Source organism: Ulvibacter litoralis (genome assembly GCF_900102055.1).
Taxonomy (GTDB): domain Bacteria; phylum Bacteroidota; class Bacteroidia; order Flavobacteriales; family Flavobacteriaceae; genus Ulvibacter; species Ulvibacter litoralis.
This window is the reverse complement of sequence record NZ_FNBA01000031.1, coordinates 1-3121: the sequence shown is the minus strand read 5'-3', so window position 1 is coordinate 3121 and position 3121 is coordinate 1. Positions and strand designations below refer to the sequence as shown.

The 3121-nt window shown below is 33.9% G+C and carries 4 protein-coding genes; all 4 read left to right on the top strand.

The features are described 5' to 3' along the window. The first annotated feature begins 123 nt into the window (after positions 1-123). The 4 genes from BLQ00_RS17180 (at position 124) to BLQ00_RS17165 (ending at position 2910) form a co-directional block, all read left to right on the top strand. Complete coding sequence (locus tag BLQ00_RS17180; RefSeq protein ID WP_093145551.1) at positions 124-531, top strand: hypothetical protein; 408 nt, start codon at positions 124-126, stop codon at positions 529-531. A 328-nt stretch (positions 532-859) separates the two neighbouring features. After that, on the top strand, positions 860-1201 hold the full coding sequence (locus BLQ00_RS17175) for a YciI family protein (protein ID WP_093145550.1): 342 nt from the start codon (positions 860-862) through the stop codon (positions 1199-1201). A gap of 8 nt (positions 1202-1209) precedes the next feature. Beyond that, positions 1210-1668 carry a DUF1569 domain-containing protein gene (locus tag BLQ00_RS17170; protein WP_093145549.1) on the top strand — a complete coding sequence of 153 codons (459 nt, stop codon included), beginning with the start codon at positions 1210-1212 and terminating at the stop codon, positions 1666-1668. Positions 1669-1674: 6 nt separating this feature from the next. Beyond that, positions 1675-2910 (top strand): RNA polymerase sigma factor, encoded by a 1236-nt coding sequence (locus BLQ00_RS17165; protein WP_093145548.1) that lies wholly within the window; start codon positions 1675-1677, stop codon positions 2908-2910. The last annotated feature ends 211 nt before the right edge of the window (positions 2911-3121 follow it).

Sequence of the window (3121 nt, the reverse complement as noted above, 5' to 3'; positions counted from 1 at the left end):
CTGAATAATTTGGTGCTAAGAAGAAAATGAAGAACTTGTCGCTGCTGCCCTCAGCGCGCTGCGCCAAACGCAACAATCGTTATACAAACCCGTTGTACGTAAGCTAAAAAATCGAAAATCGAAATGACGATTGATAAAATAGGAAAAGAATATTACACAAATAAATTAGAGAGTGATATAATTGATTTTAAATGGACAGTCAGTGGATTAAAAATAACTATATCGACATGGAAAAATCAAGAAAAACAGATTGGCATTGAATATGAATTCTCCGGATTCAACGGATTCCGTTTTTTAGACGAAGGAGATTTATTAGGATACTGGGATTATCCTGATTTTAACAACGGATTTCACCTATTCAGAATAATAAATGGAGGCTGGAAATCTGGAGAAGTAACACAAATCGGAATTTTAGATGTAAGTCGAGCAATTGACGAGTTGAATGAGTTTTTTATTGCAACATCAAATAGTTGCTTTACAGTTTTAGCATACGAAAAACCGACGATAACTGAAATCGAATTAAAAGATTAGTAAGAGCCAACGTACAACAAAGTATAACGATCATGGCTCTTGCGGGAATTACTTGATAATTTCTACAAATATTTAGCTATATTGGTTACTGAAAAATAACGTAAAACTTGCTCTTCTGAGTCTCACGCAGCTCTGAATAATTTGGTGCTAAGAAGAAAATGAAGAACTTGTCGCTGCTGCCCTCAGCGCGCTGCGCCAAACGCAACAATCGTTATACAAACCCGTTAGCCACAAGCTGAAAAACCAAAACCAAAAAAAAAGAACAAACGATGTCCTATTTTGAAAAACTCAATCGTCATAAAGATATAAACTTAAAATATTAGAAATTATGAAAGAATTTATGATGATTTTCAGAAACGAAAAAACTGACCAGCCAAAACCTTCGCCAGAGCAGATGCAAGCGATGATTAAACAATGGCAGGATTGGATTGGTGGAATTGCAGCACAAGGAAAATTCGTTAGCACCAATGCTTTGGGATACGAAGGACAAACTGTAAACTCAAACGGAGTTGTGAGCGATGGACCTTATGCCGAAGTAAAAGAAATGGTTGGTGGCTACATTATTGTAAAAGCGGAAAACCTAGCCGATGCTGTGAAACTTTCTGAAGGTTGCCCAACACTTTTTATGGGTGGAAAAGTAGAAGTTAGAGATGTAATGGTAATTAATTGATTTGTAAAATGGCCTTACCAAATATTTTCAACAAAGACATTACAGAAAAGGTAATTCAAAGAATTGACAATCTGAAAGTAGACACCCAACCAAATTGGGGAAAGATGAATGTTTCGGAAATGTTGGCACATTGCAACGTTACCTACGAAATGGTTTATGAAAACAAACATCCTAAACCTAATTTTTTTATGAAAGTAATGATGAAATCGTTTGTAAAAAAAATCGTGACAAGCGAAACACCATACAAACACAATGCACAAACTGCACCTGCGTTCAAAATTAAGAATTCCAGAAACTTTGAAACAGAGAAAATCCGTTTGATTGGTTACATCAATAAAACCCAGAAGTTAGGTGCTAGTAATTTCGACAACAAAGAATCACATTCGTTTGGGAAATTAAGCGTAAACGAATGGAATAATATGTTTTACAAACATTTAGACCATCATTTGAATCAGTTTGGAGTGTAATAATTTATGCAAGAAAAGGAACTTATTCCTCAATTATTCAAAACAGAGTACAGGAAAATTATTTCTGTACTCTGTAAATTGTTTGGTATAGTGCATATAGAAATTGCAGAAGACATTGCAAATGACACTTTTCTGTTAGCTTCCGAAACTTGGGGTTTAAAGGGAATTCCCGAAAATCCTACCGCTTGGCTTTACACAGTCGCCAAAAACAAAACAAAGGACTATTTCAAAAGAACAAAAATATTTACCGAAAAAGTCGCAAAAGAGCTTAAAAATGCCCAATCCATTTCCCAAGAGTTGGAACTCGACCTATCTGAAGAAAACATTAATGATAGTCAATTGCAAATGTTGTTTGCTGTATGCAACCCAATTAATAGCAATGAATCTCAAATTGCTCTTGCTTTAAAAATCCTCTGTGGCTTTGGCATCGATGAAATTGCAAACGCACTTTTAAGTAAAAAGGAAACAATCAACAAAAGGCTATATCGAGCAAAAAATACTTTACGAGAAAATAATGTAGATTTATCGTTTCCGTCTAGTTCAGATTTGGAAAAACGTTTGGACAATGTTCTTTCAATTTTGTACCTACTTTTTAACGAGGGTTATTATTCTTCCACATCCAAGAATACTATTAACAAGGAATTATGCCTTGAAGCAATGCGTTTACTTTATATTTTGACAGAAAATGATAAAACAAATGTTCCAAAAGTAAATGCGTTAATGGCATTATTTTGTTTTCATACTTCAAGATTTGATGCCAGATTTGACCAAATCGGGCAACAGATTGTTTATAAAGAACAGGACAAGACCAAATGGAATTATGAACTGATTGAAAAAGGCGAAACCTATCTTAATATTTCGGCAAAGGGCAACCAAATATCAAAATATCATTTGGAGGCAGGAATTGCTTTTTGGCATACAAGAATAAAAGTGGTAGAAAAAGAAAAATGGAATAACATTCTGCAATTGTACAATCGGCTTTTACAAATAGAATATTCGCCTATTACTGCTTTAAACAGGACTTACGCTTTAGCAATGGCAGAAAATAAAGAAATTGCACTAAAACAAGCATTAAAAATTGACTTGAAACGAAACCATCTTTATCATTCACTTTTGGCAGAATTATACAGTGGAATAGATAAACAAAATCAAATCGAGCATCTGAATTTGGCACTAAAATTGACAAAAAGTGAAAATGATAAACTATTATTAATAAACAAAAAGAATAAAGCCAGTGGCTAACAATGTATATAAAAAATAGGCGAAACAGCAATATAATCAAGGCTTTTGGCTCGTATCAAAGTTTGTACTTAACCGAAAGTTTTGTGCTTCGAAATCGCCTACTTTTCATATACTAACCGTTGTGCGCAAGCTGAAAAAAAAATCGTGAATGAGAAATAAATTGCTTCTAATTTTAATCGGACTTGGGATTTTAACCGTATTTATAGGAATT